This window comes from Testudinibacter aquarius (assembly GCF_004342725.1).
Taxonomy (GTDB): domain Bacteria; phylum Pseudomonadota; class Gammaproteobacteria; order Enterobacterales; family Pasteurellaceae; genus Chelonobacter; species Chelonobacter aquarius.
In genome coordinates this window covers 12,475-29,101 of sequence record NZ_SMCP01000005.1, presented here as the reverse complement: position 1 = coordinate 29,101, position 16,627 = coordinate 12,475, and the positions used below count along the sequence as shown (strand labels likewise).

General features: G+C 43.4%; 21 protein-coding genes. 14 read left to right on the top strand and 7 right to left on the bottom strand.

Annotated elements, in window-relative coordinates; all coding sequences use genetic code 11:
- The first annotated feature begins 1 nt into the window (after position 1).
- From lapB to yciH, 3 genes are all read left to right on the top strand, one after another.
- Complete coding sequence (lapB, locus tag EDC16_RS06180; RefSeq protein ID WP_132966502.1) at positions 2-1,186, top strand: lipopolysaccharide assembly protein LapB; 1,185 nt, start codon at positions 2-4, stop codon at positions 1,184-1,186.
- Between the two features lie 79 nt (positions 1,187-1,265).
- Complete coding sequence (gene pyrF, locus EDC16_RS06175) at positions 1,266-1,958, top strand: orotidine-5'-phosphate decarboxylase (protein WP_132966500.1); 693 nt, start codon at positions 1,266-1,268, stop codon at positions 1,956-1,958.
- Positions 1,959-1,972: 14 nt separating this feature from the next.
- A complete protein-coding gene (gene yciH / locus EDC16_RS06170) occupies positions 1,973-2,290 on the top strand; it encodes a stress response translation initiation inhibitor YciH (RefSeq protein WP_132966498.1) in 318 nt (105 codons plus the stop codon).
- 109 nt (positions 2,291-2,399) lie between these two features.
- Here the strand turns inward: yciH and argS are convergent, their stop codons facing one another.
- Complete coding sequence (gene argS / locus EDC16_RS06165; protein WP_132966495.1) at positions 2,400-4,130, bottom strand: arginine--tRNA ligase; 1,731 nt, start codon at positions 4,128-4,130, stop codon at positions 2,400-2,402.
- Positions 4,131-4,212: 82 nt separating this feature from the next.
- Between argS and EDC16_RS06160 the strand changes: the two genes are divergently transcribed.
- Together EDC16_RS06160 and EDC16_RS06155 are read left to right on the top strand one after the other, a co-directional pair.
- Positions 4,213-4,806 carry a VOC family protein gene (locus EDC16_RS06160; protein WP_132966493.1) on the top strand — a complete coding sequence of 198 codons (594 nt, stop codon included), beginning with the start codon at positions 4,213-4,215 and terminating at the stop codon, positions 4,804-4,806.
- Positions 4,807-4,838: 32 nt separating this feature from the next.
- Positions 4,839-5,300 carry an outer membrane lipoprotein gene (locus EDC16_RS06155; protein ID WP_132966491.1) on the top strand — a complete coding sequence of 154 codons (462 nt, stop codon included), beginning with the start codon at positions 4,839-4,841 and terminating at the stop codon, positions 5,298-5,300.
- A gap of 101 nt (positions 5,301-5,401) precedes the next feature.
- Here EDC16_RS06155 and EDC16_RS06150 read toward each other — a convergent pair whose 3' ends face one another.
- Positions 5,402-6,016: a DedA family protein gene (locus EDC16_RS06150; RefSeq protein ID WP_132966489.1), complete on the bottom strand. Its 615-nt coding sequence runs from the start codon at positions 6,014-6,016 to the stop codon at positions 5,402-5,404.
- Positions 6,017-6,342: 326 nt separating this feature from the next.
- On the opposite strand from EDC16_RS06150, the gene rplY reads away from it, so the two are divergent.
- The 9 genes from rplY (at position 6,343) to cysB (ending at position 14,404) form a co-directional block, all read left to right on the top strand.
- Entirely contained in the window at positions 6,343-6,627 is a 285-nt protein-coding gene (rplY, locus tag EDC16_RS06145) for a 50S ribosomal protein L25 (protein WP_132966487.1), read from the top strand.
- A gap of 102 nt (positions 6,628-6,729) precedes the next feature.
- Positions 6,730-7,515: a tRNA pseudouridine(38-40) synthase TruA gene (gene truA, locus EDC16_RS06140; protein ID WP_132966485.1), complete on the top strand. Its 786-nt coding sequence runs from the start codon at positions 6,730-6,732 to the stop codon at positions 7,513-7,515.
- Between the two features lie 96 nt (positions 7,516-7,611).
- Entirely contained in the window at positions 7,612-8,523 is a 912-nt protein-coding gene (gene accD, locus EDC16_RS06135) for an acetyl-CoA carboxylase, carboxyltransferase subunit beta (protein WP_132966483.1), read from the top strand.
- Between the two features lie 3 nt (positions 8,524-8,526).
- Positions 8,527-9,879, top strand: a complete 1,353-nt coding sequence (gene folC / locus EDC16_RS06130) for a bifunctional tetrahydrofolate synthase/dihydrofolate synthase (protein ID WP_132966481.1) — start codon at positions 8,527-8,529, stop codon at positions 9,877-9,879.
- 126 nt (positions 9,880-10,005) lie between these two features.
- Complete coding sequence (locus EDC16_RS06125) at positions 10,006-10,563, top strand: cell division protein ZapC domain-containing protein (RefSeq protein WP_157330527.1); 558 nt, start codon at positions 10,006-10,008, stop codon at positions 10,561-10,563.
- 118 nt (positions 10,564-10,681) lie between these two features.
- The gene (rnm, locus tag EDC16_RS06120; RefSeq protein ID WP_132966477.1) at positions 10,682-11,560 is read left to right on the top strand and encodes an RNase RNM; all 879 of its coding nucleotides are present in this window, start codon (positions 10,682-10,684) and stop codon (positions 11,558-11,560) included.
- Between the two features lie 106 nt (positions 11,561-11,666).
- Positions 11,667-12,287: an L-threonylcarbamoyladenylate synthase gene (locus EDC16_RS06115; RefSeq protein ID WP_132966475.1), complete on the top strand. Its 621-nt coding sequence runs from the start codon at positions 11,667-11,669 to the stop codon at positions 12,285-12,287.
- Positions 12,288-12,326: 39 nt separating this feature from the next.
- A complete protein-coding gene (gene rluB / locus EDC16_RS06110) occupies positions 12,327-13,412 on the top strand; it encodes a 23S rRNA pseudouridine(2605) synthase RluB (RefSeq protein WP_165894201.1) in 1,086 nt (361 codons plus the stop codon).
- Positions 13,413-13,432: 20 nt separating this feature from the next.
- Complete coding sequence (cysB, locus tag EDC16_RS06105) at positions 13,433-14,404, top strand: HTH-type transcriptional regulator CysB (protein ID WP_132966473.1); 972 nt, start codon at positions 13,433-13,435, stop codon at positions 14,402-14,404.
- Positions 14,405-14,506: 102 nt separating this feature from the next.
- Here the strand turns inward: cysB and EDC16_RS06100 are convergent, their stop codons facing one another.
- From EDC16_RS06100 to EDC16_RS06085, 5 genes are all read right to left on the bottom strand, one after another.
- On the bottom strand, positions 14,507-14,785 hold the full coding sequence (locus EDC16_RS06100; protein WP_132966471.1) for an immunity protein Tsi6 family protein: 279 nt from the start codon (positions 14,783-14,785) through the stop codon (positions 14,507-14,509).
- Between the two features lie 61 nt (positions 14,786-14,846).
- Positions 14,847-15,179, bottom strand: a complete 333-nt coding sequence (locus EDC16_RS06095) for a hypothetical protein (protein ID WP_132966469.1) — start codon at positions 15,177-15,179, stop codon at positions 14,847-14,849.
- Between the two features lie 112 nt (positions 15,180-15,291).
- Positions 15,292-15,447, bottom strand: a complete 156-nt coding sequence (locus tag EDC16_RS12920; protein ID WP_368656014.1) for an SMI1/KNR4 family protein — start codon at positions 15,445-15,447, stop codon at positions 15,292-15,294.
- A gap of 177 nt (positions 15,448-15,624) precedes the next feature.
- Entirely contained in the window at positions 15,625-16,020 is a 396-nt protein-coding gene (locus tag EDC16_RS06090) for a hypothetical protein (protein ID WP_132966467.1), read from the bottom strand.
- 5 nt (positions 16,021-16,025) lie between these two features.
- Positions 16,026-16,619: a hypothetical protein gene (locus EDC16_RS06085; protein WP_132966465.1), complete on the bottom strand. Its 594-nt coding sequence runs from the start codon at positions 16,617-16,619 to the stop codon at positions 16,026-16,028.
- Positions 16,620-16,627 lie beyond the last annotated feature (8 nt).

The following is a 16,627-nucleotide window of genomic DNA, read 5'->3' as shown; positions in this document are numbered from 1 at the left end:
GATGCTTGAATTACTGTTTCTGTTATTGCCCGTCGCCGCGCTTTACGGTTGGTATATGGGCTATCGTAACGCCAAAAAAGGGCAGGACGATGTCAGCAATAAATTATCCCGAGACTATGTCACCGGGGTAAATTTTTTGTTGTCTAATCAACAGGAAAAAGCGGTTGATCTGTTTTTGGACATGTTGCAAAAACAGGAAAACGAAAACGATATTCACAGTGATTCCCAATTTGAAGCCTCGTTGACGCTGGGCAATCTGTTCCGTTCGCGTGGCGAGGTGGATCGCGCGATTCGTATTCACCAAAACTTGGTGGATGACCCGAATTTCAGTTTTGACCAAAAATTGCTTGCCAAACAACAACTGGCTTTTGATTACCGCAAAGTCGGTTTTTTTGATCGTGCCGAAAATATTTATATTAGTTTGGTTGATGAACCGGAATTTGCTGACAATGCCTTGGAAGAGCTGGCAAAAATTTATCAAAAAACCAAAGAGTGGAAAAAAGCGGTTGATGTCACTGAAAAGCGGCAAAAAGCGTTTCCTCAATCTAATAATATTGAACTGGCACACTATTATTGTGAGTACATCGAGGCTGAAGAATTAAGCGTTAAAGAGCAAAAAGTATTGTTAACGCGAGCGTTGGAGGTGTCGCCGACTTGTGTCAGAGCATCGATTGAATTGGCTTATCTGTATATGCGAGAACAAGATTTTCGGACGGCAATCGAGCATTTTCAAGCAGTGCTGCAACAAAATTCCGCATTTATCGTTGAAGTGCTACCGCACTTGAAGTGGTGTTATCAGCAGCTGCAAGATCCAAATAACTACGAGCTTTTTCTGATTAAAGCCAAGCAGCGGCATAATAGTGGTGCTGTTGAATTGGCACTGGCGGAATTGACCGATAAAAACAGTGGTGCTGCTGCGGCACAAGCCGGCCTATATCAACAGCTGAACCATATTCCCAGTATGGATATTTTCAACCGCTTAATCCAATATGATATTGAACAGGCGGAGGATGGGCGTGCCAAAGAGAGCTTGATACGTTTGCAGCAATTGGTCGAAAATAAAATCGGGCAAAGTTTTGCCTACCGCTGTTCACATTGCGGCTATCGTAGCCATCGTTTAGTTTGGAACTGTCCGTCGTGCAATAAGTGGGAAACGATTAAGCCGGTAGATGGGCAATATCAATAATTTTATATAAAAGTGCGCTAAGCCACTTAAAAACTAGGTATTATTTATTTTTTCAACATCAATTAACAGGGGAAATAACATGAATAGTCGAGTCATTGTCGCCTTGGATTATGAAACAGAGCGCCAAGCGTTATCATTGGTAGATCAGCTTGATCCGAGCCTATGCCGGGTTAAGGTCGGCAAAGAGATGTTTACAACCTTAGGTACTGATTTTGTCAAACAGTTGCACCAGCGTGGATTTGATGTCTTTCTAGATCTGAAATTCCATGATATTCCGAACACTGTAGCAAGAGCGGTGCGCTCGGCGGCCGATTTAGGCGTGTGGATGGTGGATGTGCATGCCAGCGGCGGTTTACGCATGATGGAAACCGCGAAGAAAATTTTAGAACCGTATGGCAAAGATGCGCCGATTTTGATTTCGGTCACGGTGTTGACCAGCATGGAAGATGTGGATTTGTTGCAAATCGGGTTGAATGCCTCGCCGATGGAGCAGGTGATTCGCTTAGCGCGTTTAAGTCAGCGTGCGGGCTTGGATGGCGTGGTTTGTTCGCCACAAGAAGTGGAAATTCTGCGCGCCAACTGCGGTAAAGATTTCAAACTGATTACCCCGGGGATCCGCCCGGAAGGTGCTGAGTTTGGTGATCAACGCAGAGTGATGAGCCCGAAGGAGGCAATTGATGCCGGCGCAGATTATTTAGTGGTCGGGCGTCCGATTACGTTGTCGGAAGAACCGGTTGCGGTGTTGAAAAGTATCAATGCCGCTATTGCTTAAGGACCGCGCTTTTTATGTCTAATCCTTTAGTTTATTCTACCGAAAGCGGACGTATCAAACCGACAGAAGCACCAGAGCAGATCATCAAAGGGGACGGAATTGTGCGAATCCAACGCCAAGTCAGCGGACGTAAAGGCAAAGGTGTTTCGGTGATCACGGGGTTGGCGCTGCCGACGGTGGAATTGGAAAAAATTGCGTCTGAACTGAAAAAACGCTGTGGCTGCGGTGGTTCGGTGAAAAACGGTACGATTGAAATTCAGGGCGAAAATCGTGAGCTGTTAAAACAATTATTACAGCAAAAGGGCTACCAGGTAAAACTCGCCGGTGGTTGATCCGTTTTCAGTTTATATCAATAACAAAAAAGTGGCATAGTAGTAGACAAAAAAGTAGAAGAGAGCAGTATTGATCTTCTACTTTTTTAGTGTCTGATGATACTTAAGATTACATTTTGCTAACGGTTTTAATGCCCAATAGATCTAAGCCTTGACGTAGTGTGTTTTGGGTTAAAGCAGCCAGTTGTAAACGGCTGTTTTTAATTGCCTCGTCTTCGCTATTCAAAATCGGGCAACTCTCATAGAAACCGGAAAAAATACCCGCCAGTTCATATAAATAAGCACAGAGTATATGTGGTGTGCCTTCTCTTGCAACTGTTTGCACCGCTTCTTCAAACTGCAACAACTTAATCGCAAGCGCCCGTTCTTTCTCTTCGTTTAAGCAAATCGTGCCCTGCAATGTTGCACTATCGATTTGGCTGCGACTGAAAATGGAATGAATGCGGGTATAGGCATATTGCATATAAGGTGCGGTGTTGCCTTCAAAACTAAGCATATTATCCCAATCAAACACATAATCTGTGGTGCGATTTTTGGAGAGATCCGCATATTTGACCGCACCAATCGCTACGGCCTCCACCACTTGTTGCAACTCTTGTTCGCTGAGACTTGGATTCTTGGTGCTAATCAGTTGTTCCGCACGTTCAATCGCTTCGTCTAACAAATCGGTCAGTTTCACGGTATCACCGGAGCGGGTTTTAAACGGTTTGTTGTCTTTGCCCAACATCATGCCGAAATTGAAATGCTCCAGTGACATGCTGTCGGGAATATAGCCGGCTTTGCGCACAATCGTCCACGCTTGCTGTAAATGCTGGCTTTGACGGCTGTCGGTGAAATACAGCGCACGATCCGCATGCAGCACTTCATGCCGATATTTTGCTGCTGCAATATCGGTGGTAGTGTACAGAAAACCGCCATCACTTTTTTGGATAATTACGCCCATTGGCTCGCCGTCTTTGTTTTTGAATTCATCCAAAAAGACCACGACCGCACTTTGATCTTCCACCGCAAGACCTTTATTTTTCAAATCGGCAACAATCGCCGGCAGCATCGGATTGTATAGACTTTCGCCCATCACATCGTCATTGCTTAAGGTGACATTCAAACGGTCATAGGTTTGTTGATTTTGCTGCATGGTGATATCCACCAATTTGCGCCACATCGCCAGGCAATAGTGATCGCCACCTTGCAGCTTCACCACATAGGCACGGGACTTCTCAGCAAATTCGGCATCATTGTCATAACATTGTTTGGCAGCACGGTAAAATGCTTCCAAATCGCTGAGTGCCAAATCGTCGGCATGTTCATTTTCCATTTTTTCCAGATAAGCAATCAGCATTCCGAACTGGGTGCCCCAATCACCGACATGGTTGGCACGAATGACATTATGTCCTAAATATTGCAAAACCCGCACCACCGCATCACCGATAATGGTCGAACGCAAGTGTCCGACGTGCATCTGTTTGGCGACATTTGGCGCGGAATAGTCGGCAACGATAGTTTGTGGTTGTGTGACTTTTTCTACCAGGGTTTGCTGCTGTAGCAACTGTTGGCTTTGTTGTGCTAACCAGGTATTTTTAAGAAATAGATTGATAAATCCCGGCCCGGCAACTTCCGCTTTTTCCAATAAATCACCTAATTCTAGATTTTCAATGGTTTTTTGTGCCAATTCGCGCGGATTTATTCCCCGTTTTTTAGCAGCCGCCATAACGCCGTTTGCCTGATAATCACCGAATTGCGCTTTGCCGGATTGACGCACGAGCGCATCGCATTGTGGTTCTGCACCGGCAGCGATCATTGCCTGTTTAATTTTTTGCGATAGAATGTGTTGAATATTCACAGAAATTGTAGCCTTTTAGATTAATAAATTGGTCGCTATAATACCGTTTTATCGGGATTGAGGAAAGACGGAGTCTTTAAAAATGCCAAATTTAACAAATGCCCATCCACTGTTGCAACTGGAAACCGCACTTGGTCGTACACTGGCTATTTTTCAGCAAAATATTATACAATTAGCTGATGCGATTGGGTTAGAGCGGCAAACCTGGTTGATTGACCATCTGGCGGTACGGGTGAATACGCAGCAGCAGGGCGAACTCTGGCTGGCGTCATTCCTAAAGTGCGGTCAACTACTGAGTGATAATCAGGTAAACGGACGACCAATTTATTTAGTGGCGTTGTCGCAACCGCTGGTTTTTGCCGAACAATCAGTGTCGGTGATTGAATTGCCGCTGCCGAAAAATAAGATCTATCCACAGCAAGGATGGGAACATATCGAAGTCGTGGTGCCTTTTTTGGCTAAAGAATCGCCAAGCGAGTGGCTTGAACGTCTAAATAAGCAATTTTGTTTGAACGAAAAGCCCTTTTTAACAGTCAAAGTCGGCGAACCTAAAGTCGTCGGCGAGAAGTGTTGTAACCTCTCAATGGCAATAACATTTACTAACAACACAGAAAACCGTACTTGTATTAAGCTACACCCCTACCATATCCGGGATGTGGTCAAGCAAGAACGGTGATCATCACTCCAATGTAATTTAAGGAAAAACTTATGAAAAAATCGATGTTAGCGTTAACGGCAATGATGGGACTGGCTGTAGTCGGCTGTGCCAACAAAGATATTTATAGCGGTAATGTTTATACCGGTGACCAAGCGAAAGAAGCGCGTTCAATCAGCTACGGCACTATCGTTTCCAGCCGTCAGGTCGATATTCAAGCACCGAATCAAGGTGTAATCGGTACAGTCGGTGGTGGTGCAATCGGTGGTATTTTAGGCTCAACCGTCGGTGGTGGTTCAGGGCAAGCGATTGCGACCGCAGTCGGCGCGGTCGCCGGGGCTGTTCTCGGCAGCACGGTAGAACAAAAAGCCAGTAAAGTAGATTCGTTGGAATTAGTGATTCGCAAAGATGACGGCAAAGAAATCGTGGTGGTGCAGAAATATGACTCAACTCTAGTGCCTGGCGCTCGAGTTCGCATCGTTGGCGGCTCAACCTTGAACGTCTCTGCGTTGTAATTGAAATCATATTGTAAATTAAAAATAAAAAAGTGCGGTTGAATTTTATTTTCAACCGCACTTTTTGTTTGGATACAGATACAGCTATTTTTTGAATTGAATTATAAATTTTGTTCTTCGCGTTGTTTACGTTTGCGTTTCCAATAGGTGAAACCGACAAAAATAACAACGGCTGCCAAAATGAGATAAATCCCCATTTGACCATGACGCATCTGAGCTTTAATCCAGTCGATATTCTCTGCGCCGTGATGCCCCAAATAAACCCAAAACGGTACTGAGATAATCGCTGCAAAGAAATCAATCAGTAAAAAACGGATGAAACCCACACGGCGAGTGACGCCGGAAATAATATAAACCGGCGTTCGCAAACCGGGTAGGAAACGGGCAAAAAATAGCAGCCGATTGCCGTAGCGGTCAAATTTATCTTTAACCATTTTCAGCCGTTTGAAGGTGATAAAGCGTTTGATCAGACGAAAACGCAGGATTTTTACCCCGTAAAACCGTCCCAACATATACATCAAACAGTCGCCGAACAGTACGCCGATCATTCCAACCACCACCATCCAATGCGGATTGGCATAGCCTAAGCCGGAAATAATCCCACCGGACACCAGCGTAATATCTTCCGGAATCGGCACTCCCATTCCACACAACAACAAAACGAAAAATACGGCGAAATAGCCGTAATTAGTAAAGAAATCAATAAAAAATTGCACGGTTAATCCATTGTTCTAGTTAGCGAAAAGATGAAGGTTTTTCATCGAAATAACATTGCATACCGACGTTATTGTGCCTTTTTTTAGTGATAATTACCATCATAAAAAAGAGATTGACAACAGAAACTTGAGTGGTTGATCCCAAATAGAGAAAATAGGCGATAAAGTGCGGTTTTTATTTGCGTTGTGAGAGAAAATTAACTAGAATAACCGCCCTTGAGTTCGCTGCAAGCGGCTTAAGCCATACTTGTCGGGATTGTTGGGTCGCCTGCAATCCTTAATATTGAGAAACGTGATAGCGTTTCATAGCAAAAGAGAAAGTTAATATGTACAAATTTAATGCTGAAGTTCGTCAAGCGCAAGGTACGGGTGCGAGCCGCCGTCTGCGTCATGCTGGTTTAATTCCTGCGATCGTTTACGGTGGTAACGAAGCGCCGGTTTCTATCACATTAAACCACGATGAATTAAACAACGCCCAAGCCCACGATAATTTCTACAGTGATGTCATCACGTTAGTGATCGAAGGCAAAGAAGTTGCAGTGAAAATCCAAGCGGTACAACGTCACCCGTTCAAACCGAAATTGGCACACTTGGACTTCAAACGCGTATAATTTTTAACGTGTGATCTGAAAAACACCAGCAATCTTGGATTGTTTGGTGTTTTTTCATATCTAAACAGGCAAAAATGGCAGTCAAAGAATGGCGAGGCAAACATGAAAATTGCATTGGGGATTGAATATGACGGCAGTCGCTATTTCGGTTGGCAACGCCAACAAGCAGTTAAAAGCGTGCAACAAACATTGGAAACGGCGCTGAGTCAAGTTGCCGCCCATTTGGTTTCGGTTTTTTGCGCCGGTAGGACAGATTCCGGGGTGCATGCCACGGGTCAGGTGGTACATTTTGAAACCACTGCCATTCGCCAGCCGCAGGCTTGGACACTGGGCGTGAATGCTAATTTGCCGGATGATGTGAAAGTCAAGTGGGCAACCCCGGTTGATGACGATTTTCATGCCCGTTTTAGTGCGACGGCGCGTCGCTATCGTTATCTGATTTATAACAATGTGTTGCGCCCGGCAATTTTAGCCAACGGCTTAACTCACTATCACCAACCGCTGGATGAGCAAAAAATGCACCAAGCCGGACAGGCATTATTGGGTGAATTAGACTTCAGTTCATTCCGCGCAGCGCAATGCCAGTCGCATTCACCGTGGCGTCATGTGCAGCATTTGAATGTCAGTCGCCTAGGGCAATTTGTGATGGTGGATATTCAAGCGAATGCGTTTGTGCATCATATGGTTAGAAATATTGTCGGCAGCTTGATCGAGGTTGGCAACGGCAATCAACCGCCAGAATGGATTGCTTGGTTGCAGCAACAAAAAGACCGCACTTTAGCGGCGGCAACAGCGAAAGCCGAAGGCTTGTATTTGGTGCAGGCGATTTATCCGCCACGCTTTGCACTGCCGCAAACGTCGCTCGGACCGCTTTTTTTAGCGGACTGATGTGGTTAAATTTGGAAAAATGTATAAAAAAAGTGATAAATGTGGTGTAATACCTCGCATTGAACCCTCCGATAAATCATTATTAAAGGTTAACAAATGAGTTGGATTGAAAGAATTTTTAGTAAAACTTCAGTAAACAGCAGTAGCCAGAAAGCCAATGTTCCGGAAGGAATTTGGACTAAATGTACTTCTTGTGAGCAAGTTTTATATCGTGATGAAGTGGTTCGCAATTTGGAAGTTTGTCCAAAGTGCGGTCATCATATGCGAATTGATCCGAGAACGCGTTTACTGCAATTATTGGATGAAAACAGTGCTCAAGAATTGGCGGCAGAAATTGAGCCGGAAGATATCTTGAAATTCAAGGATTTAAAACGCTATAAAGATCGGATTAGTGCTGCGCAAAAACAGACCGGCGAAAAAGATGCGTTAATTGTGATGCAAGGTAAAATCTATGATTTGCCGGTGGTGGTTGCGGCCTTTAACTTTAATTTTATGGGCGGGTCAATGGGCTCCGTAGTCGGCGGCAAATTTGTCAAAGCGGCGGAAACTGCTTTGGCTAACGGCTGGCCGTTAATCTGTTTTTCTGCCAGTGGCGGCGCGCGGATGCAGGAAGCGCTGTTCTCCCTAATGCAGATGGCAAAAACCAGTGCGGTGTTGGCGAAGATGAAAGAAGCGGGTGTGCCGTATATTTCAGTGTTGACTGATCCAACCATGGGTGGGGTTTCCGCCAGTTTTGCGATGCTGGGCGACATCAATATTGCTGAGCCGAAAGCGCTGATCGGTTTTGCCGGTCCACGAGTGATTGAGCAGACTGTGCGCGAAAAATTGCCGGAAGGTTTCCAGCGCAGTGAGTTTTTGATCGAAAAAGGGGCGATCGACATGATTGTCAACCGTTTGGAGATGCGCAACACGCTCGCCAGTATTTTATCTAAACTCTGTGGCCAGCCTTCACCGTTCAAAGAAGCGGAATTGGTGGAGCAGGACGTGCCAACCGAAACGCAAAATTAATCCATGATGAAATCATCTCTACAAGCCACCTCTTCATTGGAGAAGTGGCTTTGTTATATTGAACAGAGCCATAGCAAAGTGATTGACATGGGGCTGGGACGGGTCAAACGGGTTGCCGAACAGCTGGATTTGCTGTGCCCGGCGCCGTTTGTGATCACCGTCGGCGGCACCAATGGCAAAGGGACAACCTGTCGTCTGCTCGAAATGCTGTTGTTGAATGCAGGTTTGCGTGTTGGTGTGTATTCCTCACCGCACTTATTGCGCTATAACGAGCGGGTTAGAATCCAGAATCAAGAACTGCCGGATTCCGCACACAGCGCATCGTTTTATTTTTTGGATCAAAGCCGAACTGAATCGTTGAGTTACTTTGAATTCAGCACCTTATCGGCACTATATCTATTCAAACAAGCTGCTTTAGATGTGGTCATTTTGGAAGTCGGGCTAGGCGGACGTTTGGATGCTACCAATATTGTTGACAGCGACATCAGTGTGATCACCTCAATTGATATTGACCATGTGGATTATTTGGGCGATAACCGCGAAAAAATCGGTTATGAAAAAGCCGGAATTTTCCGAGCCGGAAAAAGGGCAGTGATCGGCGAAGCCAATCTTCCTGATTCAGTCGTACAATATGCGGCTGAAATGGGTTGTGAGCTGTTTTGCCGTGATAAAGATTGGTCATACTGTGAACAGGGTGAAACATGGCAGTGGCAAAGCCAACGATACAAACAACAGACCGCACTTTGGCAGCAGTTGCCGATGCCGCACATTCCGCTTGCCAATGCTGCAACGGCATTAGCGGTGTGTTGCTGTTTGCCGTTTCAAATCAGTGTCGAGAATATTGTTAACACCTTGATGCAAGTCGAATTAAGCGGGCGTTTTCAAACGATTTCAGCCCAGCGCTTACAACCGTTGGCAGAACAATGGCAGCTTGCGCTAGCGGATTTGCCACAGGTGATTGTGGATGTCGGGCACAACCCGCATGCAGCACGTTATTTGGCGCAGAAACTACAACAACTGAATACGCAACACAAACGCAAAGTTACTACGGTTTTTGCAATGTTAAAAGATAAAGACGCCGTGCAGGTGGTGGAGCCATTGGCGACTGCTATTGAGCAGTGGTACTTTGCTGATCTTAACGGTTATCGTGGGCAGAGCGCTGAACAGTTGCAAAGTGCGGTCGCTGAGGTGTTGACGCCGCAACAACGGCAAACGGCAATCACCTCAGCGAGTGTTACCGCCGCGGTCAAAACAGCACTGTGCAATATGCAGGCAGATGAATTGCTGTTGATTTTTGGCTCGTTTTTTACTGTAGCTGAATTTTTAGTATTACTGGAACCGAAAAGTGCGGTTTGACGGGCAACAAGCGGATAAATAAGCGGATAAAAAAGTAGCCGTATAAAAAGAAAACAGGTAGGATAGCGATAGAATATAGCCACAGTTAAATAAGCAGCAGTGAATTAGGCGGTAGCAATAATGCAAATGAATGGTTTTTTTTATTGGGAGTATGACAAAGTGCAGGATTACCTGATGCTTTGTTCGGAAACGACCCGACGAAAAATACCGACTGCCTTAAAATGCGAGGTACTAAATTATAGCGCATTGGGTCGTAATGATTGTGAGGCAGAAGATTTTCTGTTTTATAATCAAGTGATTGAGCTGTTGGAATACAGCAACCTGATTGACCCGGAGCAGCACGAGTTTATCGCTTATAGCGCAACGGGAGCTCGTCAGTTTTTATTGCCGAGCCAAGCAAAGAGTTGGTTTTTTGAGTTTGCTGCGACGGCTTTGGCGCTCGATGATAACAGCACACCAATCCCCTCAATCGTACAAACTGTGGTTAAACAAACCGGGCAGCCGATTAACTTGCTGTTACTGAATTGTGATGAGCAAGTCGCTGACTGTTTGCTGTTAGACCCAGCGTTGAATTTAGCGGGGCTGCAACGACAATTTGGGCAACCGCTGCGAATCTTTAATAACCGCTTGCAAGTCTTACCATTGGAGACGTCACTGGCTATTTTTCAGCAACAATCTGCTTAACTTCAATCGGTTACCTACCATTAAATCTATAAATAAAGAACAACAGATCCTATAAACTTATCATGCCGGCAATCGTTTTTTGTCATATCGGTACTGAGAAAAATAATGAGAAAATATCATGCAGCCAGAAAATTTAACCCCTCCCTGTTCGATTGATTTGCATTGTCACAGTAACCGATCCGACGGTGTGTTGACACCGACAGATGTGGTTGCCAGAGCTGCAGAGAATGGCATTCAACTATTGGCATTGACTGATCATGACACGGTTGACGGCTTAGATGAGGCTCGACTTGCAGCACAACAGCATAAGATAACACTGATTAACGGCGTGGAAATTTCGACCTTGTGGCAAAATCGTGGAATTCATATTGTTGGCTTAGGTTTTGACCACCAACATCCGGCGATGACCGCACTTTTAGCACAGCAGGCAGAACTTCGTCAGAAAAGAGCAGAGGAAATCGGTGCAAAATTGGAAAAGTGCGGTATTGAACAGGCTTATGCCGGCGCTAAATCTCTTGCTGGCGGGGAGGTCACGCGCGCGCATTACGCCCGTTATTTAGTGCAAATCGGTCAGGTCAAAAATGAGACTCAAGCGTTCAAGCGCTATCTCGGCCAAGGCAAACCGGGCTATGTGAGCGCACAATGGTGCGATATTGAAACGGCGAATCGTGTGATTCATCAAGCCGGTGGCGTGTCAGTTTGCGCACATCCGCTGCGTTATCCATTGACACGCAAATGGTTGTTGCGTTTATTGAGCGATTTTCAACAATGGGGTGGTGATGCGGTGGAAGTGGCGCACAGCGGACAATCGCCGGATCAACGGCACAATTTGGCAAAATGGGTGGACGAACTGGGGCTGTTGGCATCAGCAGGATCGGATTTTCACTATCCGTGTGGTTGGATTGAATTGGGCAAAAATCTCTGGTTGCCGACAATTGCCAAGCCCGTTTGGCAAGCGCCTGATTTTGCGTTGCTTTTCATGCAAAGTGCGGTTTAGTGTCACTATTGCTGCTGTTCAAAACGGAAAACCACTTATTATTTTTAGTTATATAGCGTATAATCCGCCAAGAAATTGCCGTTAGGCATAAGATAGAGAGAAGTCGATGAGTCAGTTTTTTTATATCCACCCCGATAATCCACAGCCGAGATTGATCAAGCAAGCGGTTGAAATTTTACGCCGTGGCGGTGTTATTGTGTATCCGACCGATTCCGGCTATGCGCTAGGTTGTATGATCGGCGAAAAACATGCAATGGATCGCATTGTCGAGATCCGCCAGTTAGCAGAAGGGCATAATTTTACGCTGGTTTGTAGTGATTTATCCGAGCTATCCAATTATTCGATCGTCAGCAATGTGGCGTATCGCTTGATTAAAAACAATACGCCGGGGCATTACACTTTTATTTTGAGCGCAACCAAAGAAGTGCCACGTCGCTTGATGACATCAAAACGTAAAACCATCGGTATCCGCGTGCCGGATAATAAAATCGCCTTGAGTTTATTGTCGGAGTTAGGCGAACCGATTTTATCCTGTTCATTGATTTTGCCGGGCGAAGTCGAGACCCAATACGATCCGGAAGCGATTCGTGATCAACTGGAAAAACAGGTAGATTTAATTATTAACGGCGGTTATTTAGGGCAAAAACCGACCACGGTGGTCGATTTGACCGAAGATACACCACAAGTTATCCGAGTCGGCAACGGTTCGGTAATCCCGTTTGAATGAGCAATAATTGACACCCGTGAGGGTGACACAGAGGAATAGATGAAACCAATCAACAAAAGCAAAACGGCAACACATGTCAAGGGTGTTGATGCGAAACGCACAGCGCGTAAAGCCAGCTCCGCAACGACAAAACCGCAAGCAAAACCTAAGCATTTACAACATCCGAAAAGTGCTGCAAAGCCTAAAAGCGATATTAAGCCTAATGTTAAGCCTAAAACCGATACTAAGCCGAGTAATGCCGCAACGAAATCCAAAGTAGTCGGTGAAAAGCTGCAAAAAATTCTGGCACGCGCCGGGCAGGGATCGCGGCGTGAAATTGAAACGATCATCGCTGAAAACCGTGTCAGTGTGAATGGTGAACTGGCAACATTAGGCGACCGGGTTGAACTGCGGAGTGATACCAAAATTCGGATTGACGGTCATTTGATCAATCTAGCTACAGTGCAAAAGCAAGTTTGCCGTGTGTTGATGTATTACAAACCGGAAGGTGAGCTGTGCACCCGGCATGACCCGGAAGGGCGGGCAACGGTTTTTGACCGTTTACCACGCTTAAATGGTTCTCGTTGGATTGCCGTCGGGCGCTTGGATATCAATACCTCCGGTTTGATGCTGTTTACTACTGATGGTGAACTGGCAAATCGTTTGATGCACCCAAGCCGAGAGATTGAACGGGAATATTCGGTGCGTGTGTTTGGCGAAGTCAATGATGCGATGTTATTCCGTTTACGCAAAGGAGTGCAACTGGAAGATGGCCCGGCACTGTTTAAAAGCATTAAAAATGGTGGCGGTCAGGGGATTAACCAATGGTTTGATGTCACTCTTACTGAAGGGCGTAACCGCGAAGTTCGCCGCTTATGGGAGTCGCAAGGGATTCAGGTCAGTCGTTTGATTCGTATTCGCTACGGCAACATCAGTTTGTCAAAACAATTGCCGCGTGGCGGCTGGCAAGAGATGGCATTGACAGATGTTAACTATTTGCGTGATCTGGTCGGTTTGCCGCCAGAAACGGAGAGCAAAATCGAGCAGCACACTCAACGTCGTCGCATGAAAACCGCCAAGATTCGTAAAGCGGTTAAACGTTTTTCAGGACAACCTTCAAGCCGCCGTCAACGGCATGATCGCTAAAATCAAGAAAGGAACAGCGGATGAAAATTCAGCAACTACGCTATATCGTTGAGATCGCCAACCAAAATTTGAATATTACCGATGCAGCCGAAGCACTGTATACTTCACAGCCGGGCATCAGTAAGCAAGTGCGGTTATTGGAGCAAGAGCTTGGATTAGAAATTTTTGAACGTAATGGTAAACATATTAAAAGCATTACCGCCGAAGGAAGTAAAATTATTGCGATTGCACGCGAGTTGCTGGCAAAAACCCAAAGCATTAAAGCGATTGCCGATGAATATACCCGTCCTGATCACGGAGTGTTGCGGATTGCCACCACCAATACTCAGGCACGTTATGTATTGCCCAAAGTGGTTGATCGATTTTTAAGCCGTTATCCGGATGTCAGCCTGCAAATTCACCAAGGCTCACCGACACAAATCTATGATGCGTTGCTGTCGGGAGAAGTGGATTTGGCGATTACCACCGAAGCACAATACCTGTTTGAAGGTGTGGTTCTGCTGCCTTGCTACAATTGGAACCGTTCAGTGATAGTGAAACGCAATCACCCGTTGGTCAATTGTAACAATGTGACGATTGAAGAGTTGGGCAAATATCCGTTGGTGACCTATACTTTCGGCTTCACCGGCGCTTCCGATCTGTCACAAGCGTTCAGCAGCAGCGGCATTTTGCCGAATATCGTATTCACGGCAACCGACGCCGATGTGATCAAAACCTATGTACGCTTGGGATTAGGTGTCGGCATTATGGCATCGATGGCGCATACTCAGGAAGATACTGATTTGGTGGCGATTGATGCCTCACATCTGTTTAAACCGAGCAGCACGCAAATAGCCTTTAAACGCGGCTCTTTTTTACGCCATTATATGTATGACTTTATCAATTATTTTTCGGATCACCTGACCCGCCCAATGGTTGAACAGGCGGAGCGATTGCCAAATAATCATGCGATTCAAAAATTATTCGCCGATATTGAATTAGAAATGCGTTAAGTTAACATGAGAAGAGCAGGGCGAACTTTTTCTTTGCTAATAACATCATTTGCATATAAATCGTTCATTAAAATTGGGGTATTTCTTACCCCAATTATTTCATTACAGTTTGCCTTTTATCATTAGTCTACAAATTCCTGACACTTCGTGTAGCATATCTGCAAAATCATTATAGTCATTTTCAAATTCTCTGACTGCATATAGACCAATATTTATTTTATCTAGCTTAAATCTATCATTCTCATTTCTAAGTGCCTCAAGAATATATTTTAACTGATTTCTTACTGAAACTATCGGCTGCCAAGTTGAATTATTTTGGAAAAGTTCGAACGATTTTTCCAGTGTATATACAACAATATTTATTGCTTTATCTTTTGTCACTATTTTTTATAACCAAATTCTGTTCCGTTAAAATAAAAATCGCCGGGGAACGGTTAGGGTTTTAAGAGTTTACAATATCTTTTAGCCATTGCGGAATTAATGATTCTTCTCGTGGAAACTTATTTAAGTCGTCGATATATTTTTCTTTGCTTGGCGCATAAGTAAACTCTGGCTTTTCCCCATATTCAAAATGAGTTTGAAATTGTCCATTATTTTGAACTGTAAAATATGCAGTAAACCATGCACCTTTGTCAGAAGACATAGAATACATTTCTTCCCTTAAATCTTTAAATAAAAATGTTAAATCCTCATCACGAGTAACCTGCCCTTGATTTTTAGGGTTAAAATAATTATGTTTTTCTTCTGTGATGTAAAACGCAGTAATTTCAACCATTTTTATTTATAACAAACGCATTCAGCATCATTGAATTCCATTCAATATTAGAACCAATATTTTTTACTGCAATTTTAAGAGTTGAATTGATTAATTTATTTGTTCTTTCCATTTATAAAGTTCCCAAAACATGTTCTTTTGAGGTTTTTGTATCAAATAAGAACTTGTCTGGTCTACCATGATTATAACTCAATATTAATGTATATAAATCTTGTGGCAACTTTATACCAAGCTTATCTTCTGTATTCTTAACTTCTAGTTCTGAAATTTTATCTATCTTTCTTCAGTTAATCATTTTCATATTTATTTAAGTTACTAAAATTAATGAATTTATCTACTTGAAGAGTAACCTCCTCAAATATTTTTGCCTTTAGCCAGTTGGTAGCCCGTCTATGCGTTTAAATCCTGTGCCATAAAAATAAAAACCGCCCAAAAGCGGTAGAAATTAAAATACTAAACAATTTCTGATGTTTCCTAAGAAAATATGTTTATTCAAGAAACTTATTTTGCTATTCTCAATTTTATAAACTAATCCATATGAGTAACCACATTCTTCATCTTCATTAAATAATTGAGTAATGATAGCATCAAAAGTTTCGTCAGTAAGCTGTATCGTATCTTTATAAACAAAAACTACAGTCTCTTCATCCAAGTTTTCAATTTCTTCTTGGGCTATTTCAATGGCTTCGTCAACGCTATCAGCAATTATTTTTTGAATTTTCTTTTCTCCTAATGAAATGTATGGTGAAAATTCCACATTATTTTGTAGATTAATAATGGCATACTCTTCTGCTTGTTCAACAGATTTTTTCAAATCGTATTTTAAATTTATAAATTCCATATGCTTTATTTTTCAGTCGGTATATCGTCCAAATCTAATAATTTAGGAGAAATATGATTATCAATAATAGTTTTAAAATGATTTTCTCTTGGACGTAATAATAATGATTTTACACTTGTAAAAGGTGATAATAAAACATCTTTTACCTTTCCCAATCCTGTAATGACAGGAAGTCCATAATATAGAGAATTGTTTTCTTTATCAAGATTACATATCCACTGCCCTCCATAGTTCATTCTTACAACTTCACCGAAATATGCAGCTGCATCATTTACATCAGTACTATTTTTATCTACTTTTTCACTGATTAAATATTTTTTAAGAGTTTGCAAACTATCAATAGAAAAATCTAAATCATCCCCTTTTTGATGAGCTTTTTCGATAAAATTCTCTAAATAATCATCAATATTAAAAATAAAATTTTCAAATTTTTCTTCTAACTGTCTATTAGTATGAGGGTTTTTTACCGTTTCACTTTTCCCACCAAGCTGGTCTCTATAAGCTTGCTCACGAGATAGTTCATATGAAACATTTTTCATATTTGTATCATACCGCTTACTCCATTTCTCATACGAATATTTTTTAGGATTATCTTTCATTCGCTCTT

Coding starts and splice junctions, on each gene's coding strand:
- lapB (WP_132966502.1), top strand. CDS start 2: ATGCTTGAATTACTGTTTCTGTTATTGCCCGTCGCCGCGCTTTACGGT.
- pyrF (WP_132966500.1), top strand. CDS start 1,266: ATGAATAGTCGAGTCATTGTCGCCTTGGATTATGAAACAGAGCGCCAA.
- yciH (WP_132966498.1), top strand. CDS start 1,973: ATGTCTAATCCTTTAGTTTATTCTACCGAAAGCGGACGTATCAAACCG.
- EDC16_RS06160 (WP_132966493.1), top strand. CDS start 4,213: ATGCCAAATTTAACAAATGCCCATCCACTGTTGCAACTGGAAACCGCA.
- EDC16_RS06155 (WP_132966491.1), top strand. CDS start 4,839: ATGAAAAAATCGATGTTAGCGTTAACGGCAATGATGGGACTGGCTGTA.
- rplY (WP_132966487.1), top strand. CDS start 6,343: ATGTACAAATTTAATGCTGAAGTTCGTCAAGCGCAAGGTACGGGTGCG.
- truA (WP_132966485.1), top strand. CDS start 6,730: ATGAAAATTGCATTGGGGATTGAATATGACGGCAGTCGCTATTTCGGT.
- accD (WP_132966483.1), top strand. CDS start 7,612: ATGAGTTGGATTGAAAGAATTTTTAGTAAAACTTCAGTAAACAGCAGT.
- folC (WP_132966481.1), top strand. CDS start 8,527: ATGATGAAATCATCTCTACAAGCCACCTCTTCATTGGAGAAGTGGCTT.
- EDC16_RS06125 (WP_157330527.1), top strand. CDS start 10,006: ATGAATGGTTTTTTTTATTGGGAGTATGACAAAGTGCAGGATTACCTG.
- rnm (WP_132966477.1), top strand. CDS start 10,682: ATGCAGCCAGAAAATTTAACCCCTCCCTGTTCGATTGATTTGCATTGT.
- EDC16_RS06115 (WP_132966475.1), top strand. CDS start 11,667: ATGAGTCAGTTTTTTTATATCCACCCCGATAATCCACAGCCGAGATTG.
- rluB (WP_165894201.1), top strand. CDS start 12,327: ATGAAACCAATCAACAAAAGCAAAACGGCAACACATGTCAAGGGTGTT.
- cysB (WP_132966473.1), top strand. CDS start 13,433: ATGAAAATTCAGCAACTACGCTATATCGTTGAGATCGCCAACCAAAAT.
- EDC16_RS06095 (WP_132966469.1), bottom strand. CDS start 15,179: ATGGTTGAAATTACTGCGTTTTACATCACAGAAGAAAAACATAATTAT.
- EDC16_RS06090 (WP_132966467.1), bottom strand. CDS start 16,020: ATGGAATTTATAAATTTAAAATACGATTTGAAAAAATCTGTTGAACAA.
- EDC16_RS06085 (WP_132966465.1), bottom strand. CDS start 16,619: ATGAAAGATAATCCTAAAAAATATTCGTATGAGAAATGGAGTAAGCGG.